The sequence below is a fragment of the Mesorhizobium sp. WSM4820 genome (genome assembly GCF_055811075.1).
On sequence record NZ_JBVVQN010000026.1, the window covers coordinates 13,598 to 32,622 of the forward strand.

20 protein-coding genes are annotated in these 19,025 nt (G+C 63.9%); 5 read left to right on the forward strand and 15 right to left on the reverse strand.

The window, feature by feature from the left end; all coding sequences use genetic code 11:
* Positions 1 to 86: 86 nt before the first annotated feature.
* The 6 genes from AC0L2R_RS29850 to AC0L2R_RS29875 form a co-directional block, all read right to left on the reverse strand.
* Positions 87 to 725, reverse strand: a complete 639-nt coding sequence (locus AC0L2R_RS29850) for a YceH family protein (RefSeq protein ID WP_027153735.1) — start codon at positions 723 to 725, stop codon at positions 87 to 89.
* A gap of 88 nt (positions 726 to 813) precedes the next feature.
* On the reverse strand, positions 814 to 1,593 hold the full coding sequence (locus AC0L2R_RS29855) for a succinate dehydrogenase iron-sulfur subunit (protein WP_473513156.1): 780 nt from the start codon (positions 1,591 to 1,593) through the stop codon (positions 814 to 816).
* A 64-nt stretch (positions 1,594 to 1,657) separates the two neighbouring features.
* Positions 1,658 to 3,496 carry a succinate dehydrogenase flavoprotein subunit gene (gene sdhA / locus AC0L2R_RS29860; RefSeq protein ID WP_473513158.1) on the reverse strand — a complete coding sequence of 613 codons (1,839 nt, stop codon included), beginning with the start codon at positions 3,494 to 3,496 and terminating at the stop codon, positions 1,658 to 1,660.
* A 4-nt stretch (positions 3,497 to 3,500) separates the two neighbouring features.
* Positions 3,501 to 3,875 carry a succinate dehydrogenase, hydrophobic membrane anchor protein gene (gene sdhD, locus AC0L2R_RS29865; RefSeq protein WP_268929907.1) on the reverse strand — a complete coding sequence of 125 codons (375 nt, stop codon included), beginning with the start codon at positions 3,873 to 3,875 and terminating at the stop codon, positions 3,501 to 3,503.
* A 23-nt stretch (positions 3,876 to 3,898) separates the two neighbouring features.
* Positions 3,899 to 4,318 (reverse strand): succinate dehydrogenase, cytochrome b556 subunit, encoded by a 420-nt coding sequence (sdhC, locus tag AC0L2R_RS29870; RefSeq protein WP_023800581.1) that lies wholly within the window; start codon positions 4,316 to 4,318, stop codon positions 3,899 to 3,901.
* A 385-nt stretch (positions 4,319 to 4,703) separates the two neighbouring features.
* Positions 4,704 to 5,048, reverse strand: coding sequence for a hypothetical protein (locus tag AC0L2R_RS29875; RefSeq protein ID WP_023800582.1), 345 nt, complete (start codon positions 5,046 to 5,048; stop codon positions 4,704 to 4,706).
* 227 nt (positions 5,049 to 5,275) lie between these two features.
* Here AC0L2R_RS29875 and AC0L2R_RS29880 point away from each other — a divergent pair, with 227 nt between their 5' ends.
* The gene (locus AC0L2R_RS29880) at positions 5,276 to 5,644 is read left to right on the forward strand and encodes a hypothetical protein (protein WP_473513159.1); all 369 of its coding nucleotides are present in this window, start codon (positions 5,276 to 5,278) and stop codon (positions 5,642 to 5,644) included.
* On the opposite strand, the gene AC0L2R_RS29885 is transcribed toward AC0L2R_RS29880, so the two are convergent.
* Both AC0L2R_RS29885 and AC0L2R_RS29890 read right to left on the reverse strand, forming a co-directional pair.
* A complete protein-coding gene (locus AC0L2R_RS29885; protein WP_473513161.1) occupies positions 5,628 to 6,851 on the reverse strand; it encodes a GGDEF domain-containing protein in 1,224 nt (407 codons plus the stop codon). The two genes, AC0L2R_RS29880 and AC0L2R_RS29885, sit on opposite strands and share 17 nt — an antisense overlap.
* Before the next feature lie 178 nt (positions 6,852 to 7,029).
* Positions 7,030 to 8,241: a GGDEF domain-containing protein gene (locus AC0L2R_RS29890; RefSeq protein WP_473513162.1), complete on the reverse strand. Its 1,212-nt coding sequence runs from the start codon at positions 8,239 to 8,241 to the stop codon at positions 7,030 to 7,032.
* A 161-nt stretch (positions 8,242 to 8,402) separates the two neighbouring features.
* Between AC0L2R_RS29890 and AC0L2R_RS29895 the strand changes: the two genes are divergently transcribed.
* Entirely contained in the window at positions 8,403 to 8,714 is a 312-nt protein-coding gene (locus tag AC0L2R_RS29895; protein ID WP_023800585.1) for a hypothetical protein, read from the forward strand.
* A gap of 50 nt (positions 8,715 to 8,764) precedes the next feature.
* Here AC0L2R_RS29895 and leuC read toward each other — a convergent pair whose 3' ends face one another.
* The 5 genes from leuC to rplS form a co-directional block, all read right to left on the reverse strand.
* Complete coding sequence (gene leuC, locus AC0L2R_RS29900; protein WP_473513164.1) at positions 8,765 to 10,174, reverse strand: 3-isopropylmalate dehydratase large subunit; 1,410 nt, start codon at positions 10,172 to 10,174, stop codon at positions 8,765 to 8,767.
* A gap of 272 nt (positions 10,175 to 10,446) precedes the next feature.
* On the reverse strand, positions 10,447 to 11,082 hold the full coding sequence (locus AC0L2R_RS29905; RefSeq protein ID WP_473492600.1) for a class I SAM-dependent DNA methyltransferase: 636 nt from the start codon (positions 11,080 to 11,082) through the stop codon (positions 10,447 to 10,449).
* Between the two features lie 56 nt (positions 11,083 to 11,138).
* Positions 11,139 to 11,954 (reverse strand): amino acid ABC transporter permease, encoded by an 816-nt coding sequence (locus AC0L2R_RS29910; protein WP_473513166.1) that lies wholly within the window; start codon positions 11,952 to 11,954, stop codon positions 11,139 to 11,141.
* Positions 11,955 to 12,200: 246 nt separating this feature from the next.
* Positions 12,201 to 12,998 (reverse strand): transporter substrate-binding domain-containing protein, encoded by a 798-nt coding sequence (locus AC0L2R_RS29915; RefSeq protein ID WP_023800590.1) that lies wholly within the window; start codon positions 12,996 to 12,998, stop codon positions 12,201 to 12,203.
* 260 nt (positions 12,999 to 13,258) lie between these two features.
* Positions 13,259 to 13,798, reverse strand: coding sequence for a 50S ribosomal protein L19 (rplS, locus tag AC0L2R_RS29920; protein ID WP_023800592.1), 540 nt, complete (start codon positions 13,796 to 13,798; stop codon positions 13,259 to 13,261).
* Between the two features lie 333 nt (positions 13,799 to 14,131).
* Between rplS and AC0L2R_RS29925 the strand changes: the two genes are divergently transcribed.
* Positions 14,132 to 14,884: a sulfite exporter TauE/SafE family protein gene (locus tag AC0L2R_RS29925; RefSeq protein ID WP_091592219.1), complete on the forward strand. Its 753-nt coding sequence runs from the start codon at positions 14,132 to 14,134 to the stop codon at positions 14,882 to 14,884.
* On the opposite strand, the gene trmD is transcribed toward AC0L2R_RS29925, so the two are convergent.
* A complete protein-coding gene (gene trmD, locus AC0L2R_RS29930) occupies positions 14,866 to 15,564 on the reverse strand; it encodes a tRNA (guanosine(37)-N1)-methyltransferase TrmD (RefSeq protein WP_023800593.1) in 699 nt (232 codons plus the stop codon). The two genes, AC0L2R_RS29925 and trmD, sit on opposite strands and share 19 nt — an antisense overlap.
* Positions 15,561 to 16,160, reverse strand: a complete 600-nt coding sequence (gene rimM / locus AC0L2R_RS29935; protein WP_287222732.1) for a ribosome maturation factor RimM — start codon at positions 16,158 to 16,160, stop codon at positions 15,561 to 15,563. The genes trmD and rimM overlap by 4 nt, the downstream gene beginning before the upstream one ends.
* Before the next feature lie 133 nt (positions 16,161 to 16,293).
* Here rimM and AC0L2R_RS29940 point away from each other — a divergent pair, with 133 nt between their 5' ends.
* Positions 16,294 to 17,232 carry a tyrosine recombinase XerC gene (locus AC0L2R_RS29940; protein ID WP_473513168.1) on the forward strand — a complete coding sequence of 313 codons (939 nt, stop codon included), beginning with the start codon at positions 16,294 to 16,296 and terminating at the stop codon, positions 17,230 to 17,232.
* A 115-nt stretch (positions 17,233 to 17,347) separates the two neighbouring features.
* A complete protein-coding gene (locus tag AC0L2R_RS29945) occupies positions 17,348 to 18,430 on the forward strand; it encodes a TraB/GumN family protein (protein WP_287222728.1) in 1,083 nt (360 codons plus the stop codon).
* Positions 18,431 to 19,025 lie beyond the last annotated feature (595 nt).

The following is a 19,025-nucleotide window of genomic DNA, read 5'->3' on the forward strand; positions in this document are numbered from 1 at the left end:
GGTGATAAACGCCGGCTCCAGGGCCGGCGTTTTCATTTGTGGGACGTAAGCGATCCTTCACGTCCCTCCAACACCTCAAAAGGTCATCAGCGTCCGTCGCCGGTCAGCGCGTCGATGCGTGCGCGCAGCTGCGCAACCTCCTCCTCGAGCGCCTGCACGCGCGCTTCGAGATCCGAGGCCGGCGAAGGCGCTTGCAAGGGGGCCGCGGCAGCCGACAGCTGCACCGGCCCGCCCAGGAGATGCACATAGCGGTCCTCACGCTGGCCGGGACCACGATCGATCTGCTGAACGAGCGGCGGCTTGCGGCCGATCAACAGGTCGAGGTTGCTGCGAAGTTCGTCGATGGAGGGCAACCGCGCCATGCGCTCGCTTCGCGCCAGCAATTCATAGGCGGTTTGCGGACCGCGCAGCAACAGCAGCCCAAGCAGCGCAATCTGCGCCGAGGTCAGCGAAAAGCGCTGCGCGACGACATGCTCGTAGCGCTCGACACGCGAGGCAAAGACCTGCCTGACCAGCCCCTTGTGCTCGAGTTGGCCAAGCGCTCGTCTCACCTCGACAAGCTCGACCGACATCACCGGCTCGCGCGCCGTCTTCTGGTTGGCGGCGGCAAGTGCCGCATTGAGCGTCAGCGGGTAGATGTCGGGCGTCAGTTCCTTCTTTTCGATCAGGCAACCGAGCACGCGCGCTTCGACGGGAGAGAGGATGGGGAGTTCGGTATCGGTCATGGGTCGGCTATCCTTTGAAGTCGGCAGGACAGCGCCGGCGCGAAGGATCACTACCGACGAGATGATCCCTGCAGCAACCCGTCCGAAGCTAAACCCTTCTCTCCACCATCATCTTCTTGATCTCGGCGATCGCCTTGGCCGGGTTCAGCCCCTTGGGACAGGTCTGGGCGCAGTTCATGATGGTGTGGCAGCGATAGAGCCGGAACGGGTCTTCGAGATTGTCGAGCCGTTCGCCCTTGGCCTCGTCCCGGGAATCGATCAGCCAGCGATAGGCCTGCAGCAGCGTCGCCGGGCCGAGATAGCGGTCGCCGTTCCACCAGTAGCTCGGACATGAGGTCGAGCAGCAGGCGCACAAGATGCATTCATAGAGCCCGTCGAGCTTTTCGCGGTCCTCATGGCTCTGCAGCCATTCCTTGGCCGGTTCGGGCGACACCGTCTTCAGCCACGGCTCGATCGAGGCGTGCTGGGCGTAGAAATTGGTGAGGTCTGGCACCAGGTCCTTGACCACCGGCATATGCGGCAGCGGATAGACCTTGATCGCACCGGAAATGTCGTCGCAGCCCTTGGTGCAGGCAAGCGTGTTGGAACCGTCGATATTCATGGCGCAGGAGCCGCAAATGCCCTCGCGGCAGGAGCGGCGCAGCGTCAGCGTCGGGTCGATCTTGTTCTTGATCCAGAGCAGCGCGTCGAGCACCATCGGCCCGCAATCGTCCATGTCGACGAAATAAGTGTCCATGCGCGGGTTCTCGTCATCGTCCGGCGACCAGCGGTAGATGCGGTACTCCCGCAGATTGGTCGCACCCTCCGGCTTCGGCCAGGTTTTTCCCGCCTTGATCTTCGAGTTTTTCGGAAGGGTGAGTTCGACCATTATCTCAGGTCCTTTCGGATGACGAGTTTCAGCCCGGACCGAGTCCCGTTTACGGCGGCCATCATCAATACACCCTGGCCTTGGGCGCGATCTTGGCCAGGTTGATGCCGCCGTCTGCTTCCCTGAGCAGCGGCTCGGTGTGCACCGGCCGATAGCTGAGCGACACCTCGCCGGCCTCGCTGAGCCGGGACAGCGTGTGCTTGCGCCAGTTCGCATCGTCGCGCGCCGAAAAATCTTCTCGCGCATGTGCGCCACGGCTCTCCTTGCGCGCCTCGGCGGCGTAGACCGTGGTGATGGCGTTGGCCATCAGGTTTTCCAGTTCCAGCGTCTCGACCAGGTCGGAGTTCCAGATCATCGAGCGGTCGAACACTTTTACGTCCTTGAGTTCGCCCCAGATCTGCGAAATGCGCTTGCAGCCGCTTTGCAGTGATTCCTGGGTGCGGAACACCGCCGCATCGTCCTGCATCGCCTTCTGCATCTTTTCGCGCAAAACCGCCGTCGGCGTCGAGCCGTTGGCGTGGCGCAGCCGGTCGAAGCGGTCCATGATCCTGTCGACCGAGGCTTCGTTGGGCGACGGGATCGCCGCGTTGCGGTCGATCACCTGGCCGGCCCGGATCGCCGCCGCGCGGCCGAACACCACCAGATCGATCAGCGAGTTGGAGCCCAGCCGGTTGGCGCCGTGGACGGAGGCGCAGCCGGCTTCGCCGACCGCCATCAGCCCGGGCGACACCTGGTCCGGGTTCAAGGCGGTGGGGTTGAGCACCTCGCCCCAGTAGTTGGTCGGCACGCCGCCCATATTGTAGTGGACCGTCGGCAGCACCGGGATCGGCTCCTTGGTCAGGTCGACGCCGGCAAAGATCTTTGCCGACTCCGAAATACCCGGAAGTCGCTCGTGCAAAACGGCCGGATCGAGGTGGTCGAGGTGGAGGAAAATATGGTCCTTGTTCTTGCCGACGCCGCGTCCCTCACGAATCTCCAGCGTCATGCAGCGCGAGACCACGTCACGCGAGGCAAGGTCCTTGGCCGACGGCGCATAGCGCTCCATGAAGCGCTCGCCCTCTGAGTTGACGAGATAGCCGCCTTCGCCGCGCGCGCCCTCGGTGATCAGGCAGCCGGCGCCGTAGATGCCGGTCGGGTGGAACTGCACGAATTCCATGTCCTGCAGCGGCAACCCGGCCCGCGCCGCCATGCCGCCGCCATCGCCGGTGCAGGTGTGCGCCGAGGTCGCCGAGAAATAAGCACGGCCATAGCCGCCGGTCGCCAGCACCACCGTTTTTGCCGAAAAACGGTGGATGGTGCCGTCGTCGAGGTTCCAGGCGACGACGCCGGTGCAGGTGCCGTCCGGCTCCATGATCAGGTCGAGCGCGAAATACTCGATGAAGAACTGCGCGTTGTTCTTCAGCGACTGGCCGTAGAGCGTGTGCAGGATGGCGTGGCCGGTGCGGTCCGCGGCCGCACAGGTGCGCTGCACCGGCGGGCCGTCGCCGAAATTCATCATATGGCCGCCGAACGGCCGCTGGTAGATCTTGCCCTCTTCGGTGCGCGAGAACGGCACGCCGTAATGCTCGAGCTCGTAGACGGCGGCGGGTGCTTCGCGCACCAGATATTCCATGGCGTCGACGTCGCCGAGCCAGTCCGATCCTTTCACGGTGTCGTACATGTGCCACTGCCAGGAATCGGGGCCCATGTTGGACAGCGAGGCGGCGATGCCGCCCTGAGCGGCGACAGTGTGCGACCGCGTCGGGAAAACCTTGGTGATGCAGGCGGTGCGCAGACCCTGTTCGGCCATGCCGAGCGTGGCGCGCAGGCCGGCGCCGCCGGCGCCGACCACAACCACGTCGAATTTGTGGTCGACATAGCTGTAGGCGGACGCCGTGTTGGCGTTGTTCGCGTCCTTGGCCAAAATATCAGCCTCCAAATGCCAGTTTGAGCAGGGCGAAGATCGAGGCGACGCCGACCACTACGGGAAAGAATGTGTTGAGGGCGAGCAGCGCCAGCCTCATGCCCTCGCCATGCACATAATCCTCGATGATCGCCTGCATGCCGAGCCGCATATGGTAGAGCCCGGACAACAGCACCAGGGCCAGGACCAGCGCCACGAACGGGTTGGCAAGTGCGGCGCGCACTTGCGCATAGCCGGCGCCGTTCAGCGCGATCAGAAAGCCGACGAAGAACAGGATCAGCGGAATGTTGGCAATCGCCGTCAGGCGCTGGCGCCAGAAATGCTCCGTGCCCTCGCGGGCGGAGCCGAGGCCGCGGACCTTGGCCAGCGGCGTGCGCATGTCGTTGTTGTGGTGGCTCACGATCAGGCTCCCCGCGCCATGTAACCGGCGATCCAGATCAGCAGCGTCAGTACGACCGAGCCGGCCAGCGTCGCCCAGGCGACCCTGGAGGCGGTGTCCTTTTCAAGACCGGCCCCGGTGTCCCAGATCAGATGGCGCACGCCGCCCAGCATGTGGTGCATCAGCGCCCAGGTATAGAACAACAGCACCAGCCGCCCCAGCCACGAGCCGAAGGCCCAGTTGACGGCATCGAAGGTGGATTGCGAGCTCGCCGCCGCCATCAGCCACAGCGCGACCAGCAGCGTGCCGAAATAGAGCGCCCCGCCGGTGATGCGATGGATGATCGACATCGTCATCGTGATCGGCGGTCGATAGACGGTCAGATGCGGCGAAAGCGGCCGTTCACGTCTGGCAAATTCGCGGGTGGCTGGTGATTTGCTCATGGCTCCCCCAGTTCGGCGTCTCTGGAGCCCCAGGTGGAAATGCGGCATTACCGCTTCCGGTTGCGACTTTGGACAGCCCGGTTTCTAATGCTCTTTTTGCACCGCGTCAAAGCCGGAAAATCGTTTCGAAAACGTAATTTAGTCTGACAAAAGGCGGTGTTTGGGTTCAATCGATTAGGGCGCGACCCAAAGCCGGCGCAAGGTTCGCTGCGGTGCGGTATGTGGTTTCGATCTTACGGCTTGGAGCATGTTGAGATTCAGGTCAGGCCGTGGCGAAAACAGTGGTTCCGAGAACCGGAACGGAGCGTACCTTTGGGTACATGAGTACCGGAAGCGCAGGAAACCCCTGTTTGCAGACCGGCCTCACCTGAATATCGGCATGCCCCTAGCGCTTGCAGGTCAGCGGCGTCCTCCCGCCCTTCATCACCAGCGCGTCGCGCCCGTCGATCACGATTGCGTCATGCGCCGCGCCAAAGCGGCTGTTTTGATTGGCTGGCGAGGCCGGCAGGTCCTCGCTGGCGCCGTCCGGGCCAAGCACCCGCACCGAAGTGCCGAGATTTTCGATGGTGATCCTGGCGCCGTCGGCGCAAGTATAGGTCGCGGTGCGCGGCTGCGGTGAATCGGCGAGCGGATTTCCGGCCTTCGGCGCATTGGTCTGAGACACGCAGGCAATTGTGGTCAGCAATGGACAAAGGGCCAGCGTCACCCGAAACGTCCGGCCTAACGCCATATGCTGCCTCCCTGCGCGTCAATCCAGCCGCGATGCCTTGCCAAGATCACCGATGTCGCGCTCGGCGCCGGCTGCGATGGTGGCGGCAAGCATGGCCGAAAGATGGCCGCGGATATTAACCATGTTTGCCGAGACCTGGCGGCCAGCAGGGCTGGCCTCTTAACAATCGTTAATAAAAGGTTAATTATGATTCGAGCAAGACTCGGCCTCTGACAAATGGGGACGCCATGCATTCGAATTCAGCCAGATCGCGCCTTCGGGCGCCCCTCTCGATGGCCATCGTCCTGGTGGCGGTGGCCATCGGCTTCGCAGCGCCGGCACGCGCCGGGACGCGCGACCGCGTCTATGCCGATTCGTTCGGCAATCTCGTCATCGAGAGCGCCGCCGGCTACAAGCGCATCCTCGTTGGCGAGGGCGAATTGGCCAAGGAAATGTCGGATTACGTCGGCGCCGGCCGGCCCAAGATCGTCTATCAAGACGAACCGGACGATGTCAGCAGCCGCGACTGCTACAGGCCGCCGGTTTTCGTCAAGGGCCGCAGCTATATGTACGGTCTTTCCGACGGCGAGATGCCGGAGCTTAGCCCCTGCCGCTGATCTTCGGCCCGGCATTGGCGACAGCCGGCTGCCGGGCGGCGATTGATCCTATCGAGATCCGCACGCAATTGCGTCCGCTGCCCTTCGCTTGATAGAGCGCTTCGTCGGCGCGCCGCAGCAGGTCGGAAAAATTCTCAGTCGGGTGGAGCTCGGCAACGCCGAAGCTGGCGGTGCAACGATGGTTCGCCGGCAGACAGTCGATCGGCAACGCCCCGAAAGCGCTGCGCGTGCCTTCGGCGAAGAGCCGCGCGGCGGCGAGGTTGGTTCCCGGCAGGATGATGGCGAATTCCTCACCACCGATGCGGCCGGCGACGTGATGCTCGGCGGCCGCATCACGCAGGAAGCCGGCAAAGGCCTCGATGACCCTGTCGCCGGATGCATGGCCGAAACTGTCGTTGATGCTCTTGAAATGGTCGAGGTCGGCGATGACCAGCGCGACCGGAATACCCCTGCGCACGGCGTCACGCATCGCAAGCTCGGCATGACGCTCGAAGCCGCCACGGTTGAGCAGCCTCGACAGCGTGTCCGTCTCCGACTTCGACGTCGCTTCGGCGAGCACGTCGCGGACCAGAATGATCAGGATGAGAAGCGCGATTGTCATGGCAAACACCGTGCCAAGCGATTGCGACACCAGAGCGTAGTTGCTCTGCAGATAGGCCTGCGGATTGGCTCCCCAGCCGCCCATGGCATGGGCGATGAACGGCTTGCTCACGAATTGCAGGGCGCTGGCCGCCAGGACGGCCATCAGCGCATGATCGAGCCAGTCGCGTCTTTGCCTTGACGACCAGACGATGCCGACGCCGACGAACTGCATGGCGGCATAGGGAAGCTGGTAGGCCATCATGCGGGCAAGCGACTGGCGCGGCAGATCCTGCACGAAATACACGGCCACGGCGGCCGCAAACAGGAAGACGAGCATCGGCAGCCAAGGCGGCGCCACGCCGTATTTATGGGCAAGCCCGCCATTGAAGGCGATGGTGGCGCCCAGGAAAACGGCGAAGCCCGCGACGACTGCGGGTCGTGCATTGTCGAAGAGCGGAATGCTGAACTCGATGGCGAAATAGGCCATCCCGAGCAGATAACCGAAGACCAGCCAGCGCGCCGGCGCGCGCGCCACGTCGTTGAACGATATGGTCATGAAGGCGGCCGCCAGCAGGCCGGCGACGAGCAGGTTGATAGCAAGGATGAACTCTGCGCCGCCGCCCATGTGGTCTTTCACACTCCCTGCGACAGCAAATCACGAACGGCCGAAAAAGACGTTAACGTGGGCGTAGGACGGAATGCGCTCGAATTTGAACCGCGCACCCCGCGCTGTTTGTTTGTTTGGCGCGATTTCTGCGGCGCCAAGCGATTCCCTTGGCTGCAAATGCTCTAGACTTGGACGATCAGCCGGCTTTGAGCGGCTCCACGACCAGCGCCGTTTCCGACCGTCCATGGGGCGACCGTTCATAGGATAGCCGCACGCTGTCGCGGCCGTTCCGTTTGGCCTTGTAAAGTGCCTCGTCGGCGCGGCGCATCAGCGGCTCCAGCCCCTCCTCGCCGGTGCGGGCCGCCACGCCGAAGCTCGCCGTTACTCTTGTGCCGAGCGGAAGCCCGTCGACGCTGCCTGCCGAATAGACCGCGCGAATGGCTTCGGCAAACAGCCTTGCCGCGCCAAGGTCGCTCAGTGGCAAAAGCACGGCGAACTCCTCGCCACCGATGCGGCCGGCGACGCAGCTGGTGCCGGCAGCCGATCGAAGCTTGGCGGCGAAATCGGCGATCACGCGATCACCCGCCGCATGCCCGTGCAGATCGTTGACTGCCTTGAAGTGATCGAGGTCGGCGAGCACCAGCGCGACCGGAAGTTTGGCGGTGGCGCAGTGCCGCAGGAGATGCGTGGCGCGTTCCTCGAAGCCGCGCCGGTTGAGCAGGCCCGACAGCGGGTCGGTGTACGCCTCGGCCTTCAGCGTTTTCATCACGTCGAGCGCAGCCGCGCAGAACAGGCTAAGCGCGATGAGCAGCGACAGCAGCGCATGCGACAGCAACGCCGTCGTCCAGTAGGACGAGGCATAGAACCCGTCATAGCTTTGGTAGGGCCCATGCGCGATGACGATAACGAGGGTGCGCGCGACGAAATTCAGCCCGGAAAGCAGCGACAGCACGAACAGCATCATTTCCGTCGGGCCCCTGTCGCGCACCACGCGCAGTTCGGCGGCGACAACCAGGCTGAGCCCGCCGAAAGCGAAATTCATCGCCAGGATTCGCCAGGTGAGATCAGGCTGGATGAACATGAACCAGCAAAAAGCGGCCAGGCCGCTGCTCGCCAGAAAGCCGATCGCAACAAAGGGCACGCGCCGTCCATAGCGTGTCACGATCGCGCCGGCGAGACCACTGGCGGCAATCGCGAAGCAGGTGACGGAGAGCAGTTTGGTCGGCGCCATGCCGATGGGTAGGGTGAAGTACTGCAGCAGGAAGCCGGCCGCCGAAAGCCAGTAGCTGGCAGCGAGCACCGCCAGATAGGCGCAGTGACGCTGATAAAACCACAGCACGAGAAACACCGCGCCGAGCGCAAGCGCGATCGTCGGGTTGAGCAACCCTGTCAGCAGACCGTTGTCCAAAGGACCGTGAACCCCCACGCTTCCGTGAGAGAGACCTTAGGGCGCAAGCCCCAACAAGCGGTTAAGCAAAGTCGAATATGCGTGAGGCTGCCATGAAGCCGCTGCACGGAACTTGAAACCGCGACCGGCGTTTTCCAGCAGCAATCGATGGAGACGCTTTCATGGCCGATACGATCATGCTGACCGACCACGAGGCAATTCGCTCTTGGGCCGCGTCACGTGCCGGATTTCCGGCAATCGTCGATGTATCGCCCGAAACAGGCACGCAAGCCATGCTGAGGCTGGTTTTCGGCCAGCATGCCTATCAGGACCAGGACCAGGCCGAACGCCCGGCCAACGCCGGCGGCTACGAACTGGTCGAATGGGACGAATGGTTCAAGCTGTTCGACGAACGGCAGCTGGCGCTCGTGGTGGCAAAGGATGAACCCGGCCGCCGTGAGCAATTCCACGAATTCGTCAGGCGCCCGGCGTGAAGAGAACCCGAACCGCATCGCGGTTCGGGTTCTGGCAACTCGTCAGCGGGTTATTTCCACTCGCGGATGTCGACGAAATGGCCGGCAATCGCCGCCGCCGCCGCCATCGCCGGCGACACCAGATGGGTGCGGCCCTTAAAACCCTGGCGGCCCTCGAAATTGCGGTTCGAGGTCGAGGCGCAGCGCTCATGCGGCTTCAGCCGGTCGTCGTTCATGGCAAGGCACATCGAGCAGCCCGGCTCGCGCCAGTCGAAGCCGGCGGCGACAAAGATCTTGTCGAGACCTTCGGCCTCCGCCTGCTCCTTTACCAGACCGGAGCCCGGCACGATCATCGCATCGACGTGAGGGCTGACTTTCTTGCCCTCGACCACCTTGGCGACAGCGCGCAGATCCTCGATGCGGCCGTTGGTGCAGGAGCCGATGAAGACGCGGTCGAGCGCGATATCGGTGATCTTGGTGCCTGGGGTCAGGCCCATATAGTCGAGCGCGCGTTGCTTGGACGTACGCTTGTTCTCATCGGTGATATCGTCTGGGTTCGGCACGATGCCCTGGACCGAGACGACGTCCTCGGGCGAGGAGCCCCAGGAGACGATCGGCGGCAGTTTCGCCGCGTCGAGCACGACCACCTTGTCGAAATGCGCGCCCTCGTCGGACTGCAGCGTCTTCCAGTAGGCGAGCGCGGCGTCCCATGCCTCGCCCTTCGGCGCGCGCGGCTTGTCCTTGACATAGGCGAAGGTTGTCTCGTCAGGCGCGATCAGGCCGGCCCGGGCACCGCCCTCGATCGACATGTTGCAGATGGTCATGCGGCCTTCCATGGACAGCGCGCGGATCGCTTCGCCGGCATATTCGATGACGTAGCCGGTGCCGCCGGCAGTGCCGATCTCGCCGATGATCGCCAAAATAATGTCCTTGGCGGTGACGCCTTCCGGCAGCACGCCGTCCACGCGCACCAGCATGTTCTTGGCCTTGCGCTGGATCAGTGTCTGCGTGGCCAGCACATGCTCGACTTCCGACGTGCCTATGCCGTGCGCCAATGCGCCGAAAGCACCATGCGTCGAGGTGTGGCTGTCGCCGCAGACGATGGTCATGCCAGGCAGCGTAAAGCCCTGCTCCGGACCGATGATGTGGACGATGCCCTGGCGGATATCCTTCTCGGAATAGTATTCGACGCCAAAATCCTTGGCGTTCCTGGCCAGCGCCTCGACCTGGATGCGGCTTTCCTCGTTCTTGATGCCGAACTTGCGCTCGGGCGAGGTCGATACATTGTGATCGACCACGGCCAGCGTCTTTTCCGGATGGCGGACCTTTCTGCCAGTCATGCGCAGGCCTTCGAAAGCTTGCGGGCTGGTCACTTCATGGACGAGGTGACGGTCGATATAGAGCAGGCAGGTGCCGTCGTCCTGGCGGTCGACGACATGGTCGTCGAATATCTTGTCGTAGATGGTGCGCGGTGCGCTCATGTGCGTAAATCCGTCGATATGAAAATGGGAAGCGACTAGCGCCGGCTAGCCGGCAAACACGGCCTAGCCCGGATATCTCAGCGAAGTCGGCTGGTCAGAGCGCCGGAAACGCGCGCCGAGAACCGCGACGGCAGGCGTTTTCTGTCCTGCAGCACGAACCCCTTGTAAGCCGGATCGCCAAAAAGCTGTTCCATGGCGTGGCTCATACCAATGTTTTGGCTTTTCGGCAATCGCGGCGGCGTTCGCAGAACCTGGGTTCTGCAAACCGGTATTCAAACCACCTCGAACACAAATGTCTTCACCAGCGCCTCAGGTTCGGCGATCGCATAGCAGCGGAACCACGGGCTTTCTTCGACCGGCCGCCATTTTTTCGCCTGCTCCAGTTCGTCGAACGTCGCCTGAAACCCGCCGCTCGCAAAAACCTGGTCGCGAACGGTGAAGATGGCGTGGCCGCCCTTCCTGGTGATGCGCACCAGTTCATGCAGGCCGGAGGCCGGTGCATGGCTGATGGTGAACACGCCGGTCGAGAAGAAGGCGCGGAAATGCCCGTCCGGCCAGGGCAGCGGATCGCCGAGCATCGCCTGTTTCAGCTCGCTGTAAGCCTGCCGGCTGCCGGCGATTTTCAGCATTTCAGCCGACAGGTCGAGCCCGGCGATGTCCTCATAGCCCAGCGCCTTGAGCGACGGTCCCGACAGGCCGGTGCCGCAGCCGGCGTCGAGCAGCGGCCCTTCGCCTGACGGCACATGGCGCGCCACCCAGGCGGCGATCAGGAACGGCAGGAGGTAGCCGAGCGCGGCGGTTTCGCTGTCATAGGTCGCAGCCCAGGCGGCGTAGGCCTTGGCAAGCGCTTCCGGCGTGTCGGCCGTATAGACCGCATCCAGCGCCGCATTGGCTTTGTCGACGATCACTGCTTTCTCCGGACACAGGACATATGCCGCATGGTAGCGCCGTCCTCGCCTGCCGCCTATCGCTCATCTTGGCGGCGCAGCCGCTTCTCCACCGCCCGCAGGGCCAGCGACAGGCCGACCGTCAGGATGAGATAGATATAGGCGACGATCGAATAGGTCTCGAAGAAGCGGAACGAGCCGGCGGCATAGATCTTGCCCATCTGGGTGATGTCGGCGACGCCGAGCACCGAGACCAGCGAGGAATCCTTGACCATGGCGACGAAATCATTGCCGAGCGGCGGCAGGATGGTGCGGATCGCCTGCGGAAAGACGATCAGCCGAAAACGCTGGGTGCGCGTCAGCCCCAGCGCCTTCGCGGCCTCGATCTGGCCCTTCTCGACCGCCTCGATGCCGGCGCGGAAGACCTCCGAGATGAAGGCCGAGTAGCCGATGGTCAGCGCCATGATGGCGCGCCATAGCAACGATACGTCGCGTATCATTAGCTCGCCGAACAGGCCGGCGCTCTGCAGCGGCGCCGTCAGCGCGTTCCATCCCGCGACGAAGGCCGGCGCGCCGGCGAAGGCGATCCAGAACAACAGCACCAGCATTGGCACGCCGCGAATGATCTCGACATAAAAGCGCGCGATCTGACGCAGCCAGCGCGACCCCGACAGCCCCATCAGCGCAATGGCGAGCCCGATTGCCGAGGCCAGCGCGAAGGCGACCATTGTGACGAACACGGTGATGCCGATGCCCTTGGCCACGGTCGCGAAAACCTGGGCATAGAGGTCGCTCGCGGCGATGAAGATAGCGGCTGCCAGGGCGAGCGCCGCGGCCGCGGCGAGCCACCAGGGGAAGTCGGACTTGGCGGTGGAAGCTGCGGGCGTTGCCATCAGGGCGCGCCGACGAACCAACGGCGCGCCGAGGCACCCCCCTCTGGCCTGCCGGCCATCTCCCCCTCAAGGGTGGAGATCGGCAGCTTTGACTTCGCCGCCCATTCTGCAAGCTTGAAAATTGGCGAAGGCCGAAGCGGCATCCAATCTCCCCCCTTGAGGGGGAGATGTCCGGCAGGACAGAGGGGGGTCTCGTAGAGCAAAGTCAGTGAGCGTTCTAGCGCGCAATCGTCAAGCAAGACGAGCTCACTGGCCCATCTTGTAATCAAGGAACCATTTCTTATTGAGCGCGTCGAGCGTGCCGTCGGCCTTCAGCGCGGCGATGGCTGCGTTGACCGGTTTCACCAGATCCGAGCCTTTCGGAAAAATAAAGCCGAAATCCTCGGTGCCGAGTGGTCCGCCGATCAGCTTCAGCCCGCCATTGGACGCCTCGACATAGCCCTTGCCGGCAGTGCCGTCGGTCAGCACGACATCGACGTCGCCGGTCTTCAGCGCCTGCACCGTGGCGCCGAACGTCTCGAACAGTTTTATGCGCGGGTTCTGCTCGTTGCCGTCGAGCACGCTGTAGACAGCGGTGTAGAACGGCGTGGTGCCGGCTTGCGCGCCGATCAGCCCGTCCTTGAAGGCGCCGAGCGTCTTGGCGTCGGTGAAGCGCTTCTCGTCGCCGCGCACCAGCATGAACTGTTCCGAGCGCATATAGGGGTCGGAGAAATCGACCTTCTGCTTGCGATCGTCCTTGATGGTGATGCCGGTCATGCCGATGTTGTACTGGTTGTCGGAAACTGCCTGGATCATCGCGTCCCAGGAGGTGTTCTGGTATTCGACCTGGAAATTCAGCCGCTTGGCGATCTCGTTCATCGCGTCATATTCCCAGCCGATTTGCTTGCCGGTCTTGGCGTCGATGAACTGCAGCGGCGGATAGGCGTTTTCCGTCACCACCACCACCTTCTTGCCGCCCAGATCGGGCAGCGCCTGCGCCAGGGCGGCGACGGGCGCAAGTACCAGAGCCAACAGGCCGGCCAACAGCAGTTTCGATTTGATCATGGTACACCCCGTGCATTTGAACGGCCTCGACATTGTCGAGGCTTGCAGGAAATCCGGCGCCGACTTTAGCTTTCCGCAGGCGCCTTGCAAGCCGGCTTGATGCGGCTTCGCGCGAAAATGGATTCGATGCATTCAGAACGTTACGGAACGGTCCGTTTCGATTGCGCACCGAACGCGGCCCGGCAAAATCGAAACCCATTCCGCGAGGCAAAAAAAGGCGGCCGAAGCCGCCTTTCCGAAACATGGTTGTTGAATTCGCCTTATTCGGCGGCAGCGGCTTCCTCGGCCTTGGCGGCCTCGTCGGCGGCCTTCTTCTCGGCGGCTTCCTGCGCGGCCTTCTCGGCGGCAAGCGCCTGGGCGGCTGCCACCTTCTCGGCCTCGATGCGGGCCTTCTCGGCGTTCAGCGCATCGCGCTCCTCATCGTTCAGCTTGCGGGCGCGCACGCCGGTGTTTTCCGAAATGCGGGCCGACTTGCCGCGACGATCGCGCAGGTAATAGAGCTTGGCGCGGCGCACCTTGCCGCGGCGCACGATCTCGACGCCCTCGACCATCGGCGAAAAGACCGGGAACACGCGCTCCACGCCTTCGCCGTAGGAAATCTTGCGAACGGTGAAATTCTCCTGGAAACCGGCGCCGGCGCGGGCGATGACGACGCCCTCATAGGCCTGGACGCGGGTGCGGGTGCCTTCGGTCACGCGGACCTGGACGCGTACGGTGTCGCCGGGCTGGAATTCGGGAAGCTTGCGCTTGGCTTCGATCTTGGCGGCCTGTTCGGCCTCGAGCTGACGGAGGATATCCATCTCTACAAATCCACTTCTTGTTCTTCCGACAGTCAGAGCGTCCGACACTCGCCTTGCAGTTCCATTAACCGCTCGGCTATGCCCTTTGTTCGAGAACATCTGGGTTCGAGAACATCGGGCAGGGGCGACTACACCGTCATTGTTGACGGGTCCGGCAGATTTTCTCCCGGTTCGGCGCGCACATACAGCTATTTCGACGCTTTGTCACGCCTTTGCCACGTTCTTTTTTGGTCGTTGGTCAACGTCGCAATCTTCCGGCACAGGGGTTGCGTTGAAGGCCCAAGCTTTTTAAGCCGGGCAGAACGTGACTTTCCTCCGGCGGCAACACCCTCCATGCCAGTTCTCGATGCGGCCCTGCTCTTTTTCGCGGGCTTTCTGTCAGGTGCCGTCAACGCCATAGCCGGCGGCGGGACATTCATAACCTTCGGCGCCATGTCGCTGGTCGGCTTGCCGCCGATCGTCGCCAACGCCACCTCGTCGCTGACGCAATTTCCCGGCTACATCACCTCGACGCTGGCCTACTGGTCCGACATCAAGCATTTCTGGCGCACCGCGTTGCTGCTCGGCCTTATCTCGGCTTTTGGCGCGCTGGCCGGTGCGCTCATCCTTCTGGCGCTCGACAATCCGTCGTTCCGCGTCCTGGTGCCCTGGCTGCTGCTCGCGGCAACCGCGCTGTTCGCCGCCGGGCCGTGGCTGAAGCCGGCGCCCAAGCCGGGCCGTCAGGCCGCGGTGGGTTCGCTGGTCGGTTCCCTGGCGCAGTTCGCCACCGCCGTCTATGGCGGCTTCTTCGGCGCCGGCATGGGCGTCATGATGCTGGCGACGCTCGGCCTCACCCAGGCCGGCGACTATCACCGCCTCAACGCGCTGAAGAACCTGCTGGCCGTGGTCATCGCGGCAGTAGCCATCCTGGTCTTCGTCTCCGGCGACGTCATCGCCTGGCGGCAGGCGATCGTCATGATACCGGGCGGCGCGCTGGGCGGCTATGCCGGCGTCTGGATCGCCAAGCGCGTGCCGCAAATTGCCGTGCGTGGCTTCGTCGTCGGGGTCGGCGTGTTTCTTGCCTTCTATTACTTCACCAAGGGCTGAGCGGCTAACAGGTCCGGCCGCCGCTCTTTCGTCAATCTTTCCGATTCGGCGCGTCGCCACGCGGCGATCTTCTGATGATTGCCCGAGGTGAGAACCTCGGGGATTTGCCGGCCCTCGAATTCCTGCGGACGCGTGTAGTGCGGATGTTCGAGCAGGCCGTTTTCAAAGCTCTCTTCATCGCCCGACACCGTATTGCCCATCACGCCGGGCAACAGCCGCACCACGGCGTCGAGCAGCACCAGCGCTGCCGGCTCGCCGCCGGAGAGGATGAAGTCGCCGACCGAGACCTCCTCCAGCCCCCGCGCATCAATCACCCGCTGGTCGACGCCTTCGAAGCGTCCGCAGACGATCACCGCGCCCGGCCCCGCGGCCAGTTCGCGCACACGCACCTGCGTCAGCGGTTTTCCACGCGGGCTCATCAGCAGCCGTGGCCGTGGATCGCCCGGTGGCGAGCTATGGTCGATCGCCTTGGCCAGAACGTCGGCGCGCATCACCATGCCGGCGCCGCCGCCGGCCGGCGTGTCGTCGACGGTGCGATGGCGATCGGTGGCGAAATCGCGGATCTGGATTGCTTCCAGCGACCATGTGCCGGCCTCCAGCGCCCGGCCGGCCAGCGACACGCCGAGTGCACCGGGAAACATTTCGGGATAGAGCGTCAGCACCGAGGCGGAAAAACTCACCGGTTGCCCCCGGCGTCCTTCGGCCCGCGCGGCCTGCCCTTCGGGTCGAAACCATCGCTGCCAGGAGCATCGCTGTCTTCGTCATCGATCAAGCCCGCCGCCGCCGGATCGATGCGGACGAAACCGTCCTTGATCGACACGTCAGGAACGGCAGCCTGCGTGAACGGGACCAGCACGCCTTTGCGCCCCGCCAATATCACGTCGAGGATATCGCCACCGCCGAAATTGTGCACGGCGACGACCTTGCCGATGTCAGCACCGGTATCGTCCCGGACCGCCAGCCCGACGAGATCGGCATGATAGAACTCGTCCTCTTCGCCGTCGTCCGGCAGCATCGAGCGGTCGACGAATAATTCCGTGCCGGCGAGCGCCTCGGCAGCGTTTCGGTCGCTGATACCTTTGAAGCGCACCACCACGACGTTATTGGCCGGCCTGATGTCGACGATCTGGAAGGCGCGGCCGTCCCTGGCATAGAGCGGCCCGTAGTCGGCCAGCGCCAGCGGATCGCCGGTGAAGGTTTTCACGCGCAATTCGCCCTTGATGCCATGGGCGGCGCCGATCACGGCCATCTGGACAGGGTTTTGCGGTTTGGTCATCGGTGGAAAAATCCTTTGCCTTGCTCTAGCTCCACGCTCTTGTCATTTCAATGACGCGGCTCTTCACCGCTTCCTAACCCGGCTGCCGGAAGATCGCCCGGAAAATGGAAGAGCGGCATATCGGAAGAGCGCAATGCAGGAATTCCTCATCCCGGCCGAGCGAGACCTTCAGGCGGCCCGCGAAAGCTGGCTCAAGATGCTGGCGCGCGAGCGCCGGCTGTCGCCGGAAACCGTGGAAGCCTATGAGCGCGACACGCGCCAGTTCCTGCACTTCCTGACCGGCCATTGCGGCGGCTCGCCCGGCATTTCGGATATAGCCGATCTGCGCCCGGCCGATCTGCGCGGCTTTCTGGCGACCCGCCGCGCCGGAGGCGCCGGCGCCCGCACGCTCGGGCGGGGGCTTGCCGGCATCCGCTCGCTGCTGCGCTTTCTGGAGCGGCGCGGCCTCGTCAATGCGGCGGGTGCTGCGGCACTGCGCGCGCCGCGGCAGCCGAAGTCGCTGCCCAAGCCGCTGACGGCAAGCGATGCGAAACACGTCGTTTCGGTGGAAGGCCAGCTGGCGGAGCAACCGTGGATCGCCGCCCGCAACGCCGCCGTGCTGACGCTGCTCTACGGCTCGGGCCTGCGCATTTCCGAGGCGCTCGGCCTGTCCGGCGGCGATCTGTCGTCGCCTGATGAAACGGTGCTGCGCGTCACCGGCAAGGGCGGCAAGACGCGGCTGGTGCCGGTGCTGCCGATCGCGTTGCGGGCGATCGCCCAATACCGCCGGCTCTGCCCCTATCATCTCGATCCGAAGGGTTTGCTGTTTCGCGGCGCCCGCGGCGGCCCACTCAACCCGGCCATCGTCCAGCGCGACATGGCCAAGCTGCGCTCGGCGCTCAATCTGCCGGACACCGCCACGCCGCATGCGTTGCGCCATTCCTTCGCCACACATCTGCTTGGGCGCGGCGGCGACCTGCGCACCATCCAGGAACTTTTGGGCCACGCCAGCCTGTCGACGACGCAAATCTATACCGGCGTCGACACCGCGAGGCTGCTCGAAATCTATGAAGCGGCCCATCCGCGGGCGTGACCGACGCATGATTTCGCAAAGTTGCAGCCAGGATATGCGCCGTGGAACGATGTCCGAGACAATTTTGCCGCGCCGGTTAACCGTTTCGCCGTTCTTTGTCTCTACAAAGCGAGCCATGAAACGCGTCCTTGCCATCGCCGACCGGACGGCCTTTGCTTCGCTGAAGCTGCTCGTCGCGCTGAACGTCCTGTTTTTCCTCTCTTTCCTCGTCATCGCGCTGCTCGCCGCCGGCAAGGCACGCGCTGAAACCCCAAGGACTGAAACCCAGGTCTGCGCCGGCGCCGACATGCTGTCGGCCCTGCAGAAGGACGACCCGGCCGCCTACCGCAAGATCGAGACGGAAGCGGCCGCGACACCGAACGGCAAGGGCCTGTTGTGGAAACTGGAAAAGGCGGGCGAAAGACCGTCCTTCCTGTTCGGCACCATGCACATGACCGACCCGCGCGTGACCACGCTGCCGCCCGCCGCGCAAAAGGCCTTTGACGGCGCCGACACTGTCGTCATCGAGACCACGGAGGTGCTCGACAAGCAGAAGATGATGGCGGCGTTCCTGAAAGAGCCGGAGCTGATGATGTTCACCGACAGCACCACGCTGTCCTCGCTGCTGTCGCCAGACGATGCGGCGGCGGTGAACAAGGCGCTCGACGCGCGCGGCATTCCACCGGCGAGCGTCGCCAAGATGAAGCCGTGGATGCTGTCGACCATGGTCGCGCTCCCGGCCTGTGAACTGGCCCGCCAGGCCGGCGGCACGCCGGTGCTCGACATCAAGCTTGCAGAGGACGCCAAAGCCTCAGGCAAGGCCGTCGATGGGTTGGAGACCGTCGCCGACCAGCTTCGCGCCATGGCCTCGCTGCCGCTGGCGTTTCACATGAAGGGCCTCGTCGACACGCTGAAGCTCGGCGACAGGGTGAACGACGTCAATGAAACCATGATCGTGCTTTACCAGCGCGGCGACACCGGCATGCTCTGGCCGCTGTTTCGTGCCGTCCTTCCCGGCGACGAGGACGATTCGGCAAGCTATGCCGCCTTCGAAGAAATCATGATCACCAGCCGCAACAAGGTGATGATCGACCATGCCAGGCCGATCCTCGCCAAGGGCAACGTGTTCATGGCGGTCGGCGCCCTGCACCTCCCTGGCGCGGAGGGCCTGGTCGAGGATTTCCGCAAGGCCGGCTACGCTGTCACCGCCGTCGACTAGTTGCACGGTTGAGTTGCGGGCCCGGCAAGGCGTGATTCGAGGCGAGGCTTTGCCCGAGTCGCCGGAGGTTTGTCTCAGTACAGGACGGTCGAAAGGTTTAATTTGGCTCGATCACTGCGGGTTTTGCGAATAAAGTGCTTGCAGACAAACGATTCCCGGCGAAGAATGCCCTGTTTTCGGCGTTTTCGATCCCTAGCGTGAAACCTGTTCAACGATTGCGCGTTGATGTGTGTTGATTGATGCTTTTCATCCACGGAGGACACTTTTATGGCGAATCCAAACGACCCGCACACCACCCCGACACCCCCTCCCAGGTCGGGTGGCAGCAGCACCGGCTGGCTGATTGCCCTGGTTGTCGTTATCCTGGCTATTGTCGCTTATTATATTTTTGGAACAACCGGTGAGGCGCCAGAGCCTGGTGAACCGCCGGCTGCAACCACGCCGGCCCCGGCGCCAGCGCCCGCTGAACCGACGCCTGCCCCGGCGCCTGCAGAGCCTGCACCTGCCCCGGCGCCAGCAGAACCAGCGCCTGCTCCGGCGCCGGCTCCGGCTCCGGCACCCGCAGAGCCAGCACCAGCCCCGGCGCCCGCACCAG